We start from the raw sequence: 4,208 nt of genomic DNA, 5'->3' as shown, positions 1-4,208 counted from the left end.
CGCCCTCGATCGGCGCCGCTAAGGACACGCCGATCGCCGACCGCAAGGTCCGCGTCGTAGCCGCTGCTCTACGTCCCCGACCGCTTGGTCCGCGCCGATCTCGCCCTCGAGGTCGGGGGCCTGCGGTTCGACGGCGGCCTGGAGCACACGGGCCGCCGCGCGACGGCCTCCGACGGCTCGGCGGCGATGCCACCCGTGACCGTCCTCGAGGCTGGCGTCTCCGGCTCGGTCGCCCTCGAGGGCGTTACCGCCACGCTTTCTCTCCGCCTCGAAAACCTTCTGGACGCTCGGTACGCGATCGTCCGCCAGTACCCCATGCCGCCGCGGCACCTCCGCGTCCGGCTGTCCCTCGCCTTTCTCTAAAGATGCGCCTTTCGATCCTCGCCCTTCTTTTGCTCGCCGCTCCCGCGTGGGCTCAGTCCAGCGTCTTCGTCGTCAACCAAGGCAACTTCTCCGACGGAAACGGCTCCGTGACCGCGTTGCCGGGCGGCCTCGACGGCGACCCCGCTGAGCTATTCGAGGGACAGCTTGGCTCGATCCTTCAGAGCGCCACGCTGCTCGGCAACAGCCTCTACCTACTCTCGAACACGGCTGGCCGGATCGACATCGTGGACGCGACCACGCTCGAGCGAACGGGCCAGATCACGGGTCCGTTTAGCAGCCCGCGCTACCTCGCAGACGCCAACTCGGGGGTGTACGTCTCAAACCAGGTCTACGATGGCACCCCGTCGTTCATACTCCCAGTCGACTTAGGAAGCGGGACGACCGGCGACCCCATCTTCGTCGAGGGGCAACCGGAGGGGCTGGTGCCCGTTGGGGGACTCGGGTTTGACAACAAGCGGATGTACGTCGCCCTCGGCTCAGGCGGACCCGACTTTGGGGGGGCGGACTCGCTTGCGGTCCTGTCGCTGAATCGCGCCGAGTTGATCGGTTACGTCGACATCGACTGCTACGCCCGGTCCGTCGCCCAAGGCCCTGGAGGAGGGGTAGTCGCGTTCTGCTCCGATACGGATGAGGCTGTCTTGGTCGATCCCCAGACGGACACGGTCACCGACCGGGTCGCGTTCGGAGAAGACATCGGCGACCCGTTCGACGTGGGCCAAGCGTTCGCGTACAGCCTCGAAGCTCTCGCACGGAGGCCAATCCCTGCAGGCCCCCTCTACGTCATCACGGCGTCGGGATTCGCCGTCCTCGACGCGGGTCCGACCGGGCTCGAGATTACGCGCCGCGTCGTGATTCCTGATGCAGACACCCGGCCGATCTCCGCCATCGGTGTTGAACAGGGCCGCAACGACCGCGTCGTTTTGGGCCGTCCGGACCCCGACGCCCCGTTTAGCGCTACTGGTACCGCCACGGTCCACGACGCCACGACGGGCGCGCTCCTCATGACAATCCAGGCCGGCATTTACCCTGCCGATATTGTGACGCTGGAGTCGTCGTTCTTGGTCGCCAACGAGACCGCCCTCGAGGCCGGCGTCACAGTCCGCTTGGCCGGCGCCAACCCGACGCGCGGCCGGATCGCCCTCGAGGTCGTCCTCGAGCAGCAGAGCGTGGTCCGCATCAGCGTTCTAGACGTGACCGGCCGTGTCGTCCGCGACCTCGAGGTCGCCGTCGCTGCCGGCATGGGCCGCGTAGACCTCGATCTCGATGGCGTGTCTCCCGGGACATACCTCGCTCGCGTCGTCCTCGAGGGCGAAACGGCCTCGATCCCGCTCACGGTCGTCCGATGACCATCGACCGCTGTTTCTGCTTCGCGACGACGTTCACCGACCTGGCGGACGTCGCCGCTGAGACCGGCGCCGCGACGGTGCCGGAGCTACAGCGGCACGCGCTGTTCGGCCGAAAGTGCCAGCTCTGCCATCCTTACGTCCGGCGGATGGTGCGGACCGGCGAGACGGTCTTCCACGAGGTCGTGACCGACGCCGACGAACCGGCGACCGCGCAGTAGCCGTCCTCGAGGTCGCTACCTGTTCGGCCTCGAGGGCGGGGAGCCGCTGCGGCAGGTGGGCCGTTACCAGAGTCCTTCCGCGCGACCTCGATGACGCTCCTCTACATCTTCCCCCACCCCGACGACGAGTCGTTCGGCCCCGGCCCCGCGATCGCGAAGCAGGTCCGCGAGGGACACGAGGTCTCGATCCTGACGCTGACCAAGGGCGGGGCGACGAAGGTGCGACACGACTTGGGCAAGAGCGTCGAGGAGATGGGCGAGATCCGGGCCAAGGAGACCGAGCGCGCCGCCCAAGCGCTCGGCGCCGACGTCACCGTCCTCGACTATCCCGACGGCGGGCTGGACGACCTCGACCCGCGCGACCTGGAGAACGTGATCGAACGCAAGATCGAGGCCGTCGTGCCGGACGTCGTGGTGACCTACGCGGTCCACGGAAACAGCGTCCATCCGGATCACCTGGTCACGCACGCGGTCGTCAAGCGCGCGTACCGGGCGGCGTGCGACGAGATGGCCGGCCGGAGCCCGCGCCGCTTGGCGTTCTTCGCGCTCCAGGAGTCCGTCCTCCCCGACGCGCCCGACGGCTTCCACGGGATCGCCCCGGACGAGACCGACGTCATCTTCACGTACTCCGACGCCGACCTCGAGGCCGGACGCGCCGCGCTCGACTGCTACGAGACCTACCAGTCCGTCGTCGAAGAGCAAGACCCGCTCGCTCTCGTCGAGGACGGCGTCGCGTTCTCCCTTTTCCAAGAGTCGCACGACCCGCCGCTCGAGAGTCTGACCGACGACCTGCACGACGAGGGTTAGCCAACCACGCGTCCTCGAGGACGGATAGGCCGGCGGAGCCAACGGCTAGCTTGATGCCATGACGCTGCTCGAAGTCGCCGGCAACGCGTTCACGCTGGCCTCCGTCTACGCCGCCCGCCGCAACAGCGTCCACACGTGGTGGACCGGGATGATCGGCGTGTCGCTGTACGGCGTCCTGTTCTTCGGCGCCAAGCTCTACGCCGACGTCGTGCTCCAGGTGTTCTTCTTCGGGACGTGCGTCGTCGGGTGGTGGCAGTGGCAGCGCGGCGGAACGGGCGGGACGGAGCTGCCGGTCACGACGCTGTCGTCGTCGCAGCGCATGGTCGCAGGCGCGGCCGTCGTCGGCGCGGCGCTGTTCTTCGGGACGCTGTTCGGCCAGTTCACCGACGCCGCGCTCCCCTACGCCGACTCGTACATCCTGGGCGGCAGCGTGATCGCCCAATTGCTGATGATGAGGCGCAAGCTGGACCATTGGGCGATCTGGATCACCGTCGATGTCGTCGCGGTCGTCGTCTACGCGATGAAAGAGCTCTACCTCACGTCTGCCGTCTACGCCGTCCTGCTGGTGCTGTGCGTCCTGGGAATCGGAGAGTGGCGACGGATCTTTGCGGCGCAGGGCGTCGCCCCGGTCGATGCGGTTCGCTAGAGGACTCGTCGTCGGGACGTTCGCGCCGCTGCACCGCGGCCACCAGCTCGTGATCGAGACCGCCCGCGCCGCGTGCGACCACGTGACGGTCATGACGTGGGCCAACCCCGACGTCCCCGGGATGCCCACGGAGGTCCGCGCCGGCTGGCTCCGCACGCTTTACCCCGACCTCGAGGTCGTCGCCCTCACTGCCGAGATCTACCCACCGGATGACGCGCCCGACGCCGTGCAGCAAGCGTTCACGGCCGCCCATCTTCCCCACCCGGTCGACGCCGTCTTTACGAGCGAGGCCTACGGCGACGCGCTCGCCCGCGTCCTCGAGGCCGTCCACGTCTCCGTCGATCCCGACCGGCGCCACGTCCCGATCTCCGGCACCCAGATCCGAGCCGACCTTTCCCGCCACATGACCGACCTCGATCCCGTCGTCCGCGCCCACTTCGTCCAGCGCGTCGTCTTCTTGGGCGCCGAGTCGACCGGAAAAAGCACACTCGTCGATGCGCTCGGCGCCGCGACGGGAGAACCGACCGTCGAGGAGGTCGGGCGGACGCTGTGGGTCGAGGCCGGCGGCGACCTGCCGCTCTCCGAGTACGTCACCATCTGCCGCGAGCACGTCGCCCTCGAGGACGCGGCCGTCGAGCGGGCCAAGCGGTTCGTGTTCGTCGACACGAACGCGATCACGACGCAGCAGTACGCGTTTTTCTTCTTCGGCGAGTGCCCCGCCGAGGTCCAGACCTACGCCGACCGGTGCCGCGAGCGCTACGCCTGGACGTTCGTCTGCGCGCCCGACATCCCGTTCGACCAGGACGG

At 68.4% G+C, this 4,208-nt stretch carries 6 protein-coding genes; all 6 read left to right on the top strand.

What is annotated here, in order from left to right:
• Window positions 1-84 precede the first annotated feature (84 nt).
• Window positions 85-363 carry a hypothetical protein gene (locus WBA11_RS03630; RefSeq protein ID WP_424519362.1) on the top strand — a complete coding sequence of 93 codons (279 nt, stop codon included), beginning with the start codon at window positions 85-87 and terminating at the stop codon, window positions 361-363.
• Between the two features lie 2 nt (window positions 364-365).
• Window positions 366-1,730, top strand: a complete 1,365-nt coding sequence (locus WBA11_RS03625; protein ID WP_424519361.1) for a DUF5074 domain-containing protein — start codon at window positions 366-368, stop codon at window positions 1,728-1,730.
• A complete protein-coding gene (locus tag WBA11_RS03620) occupies window positions 1,727-1,948 on the top strand; it encodes a (2Fe-2S)-binding protein (protein ID WP_424519360.1) in 222 nt (73 codons plus the stop codon). The genes WBA11_RS03625 and WBA11_RS03620 overlap by 4 nt, the downstream gene beginning before the upstream one ends.
• A gap of 90 nt (window positions 1,949-2,038) precedes the next feature.
• Window positions 2,039-2,755 carry a PIG-L deacetylase family protein gene (locus WBA11_RS03615; RefSeq protein ID WP_424519359.1) on the top strand — a complete coding sequence of 239 codons (717 nt, stop codon included), beginning with the start codon at window positions 2,039-2,041 and terminating at the stop codon, window positions 2,753-2,755.
• 58 nt (window positions 2,756-2,813) lie between these two features.
• A complete protein-coding gene (gene pnuC / locus WBA11_RS03610) occupies window positions 2,814-3,401 on the top strand; it encodes a nicotinamide riboside transporter PnuC (RefSeq protein ID WP_424519358.1) in 588 nt (195 codons plus the stop codon).
• On the top strand, window positions 3,388-4,208 hold an 821-nt coding region (locus tag WBA11_RS03605), incomplete at its 3' end, for an AAA family ATPase (RefSeq protein ID WP_424519357.1). The genes pnuC and WBA11_RS03605, both read left to right, overlap by 14 nt.

Origin of the sequence: Rubrivirga sp., assembly GCF_049648075.1 — a bacterium.
Taxonomy (GTDB): domain Bacteria; phylum Bacteroidota; class Rhodothermia; order Rhodothermales; family Rubricoccaceae; genus Rubrivirga.
Note: the sequence above shows the minus strand (reverse complement) of the source record. Positions and strands in the feature narration are given on the sequence as shown.

What these genes read in the sequence shown, in the direction of transcription:
- WBA11_RS03625 (WP_424519361.1), top strand. Translation starts at nt 366, where the DNA reads ATGCGCCTTTCGATCCTCGCCCTTCTTTTGCTCGCCGCTCCCGCGTGG.
- WBA11_RS03615 (WP_424519359.1), top strand. Translation starts at nt 2,039, where the DNA reads ATGACGCTCCTCTACATCTTCCCCCACCCCGACGACGAGTCGTTCGGC.
- WBA11_RS03620 (WP_424519360.1), top strand. Translation starts at nt 1,727, where the DNA reads ATGACCATCGACCGCTGTTTCTGCTTCGCGACGACGTTCACCGACCTG.
- pnuC (WP_424519358.1), top strand. Translation starts at nt 2,814, where the DNA reads ATGACGCTGCTCGAAGTCGCCGGCAACGCGTTCACGCTGGCCTCCGTC.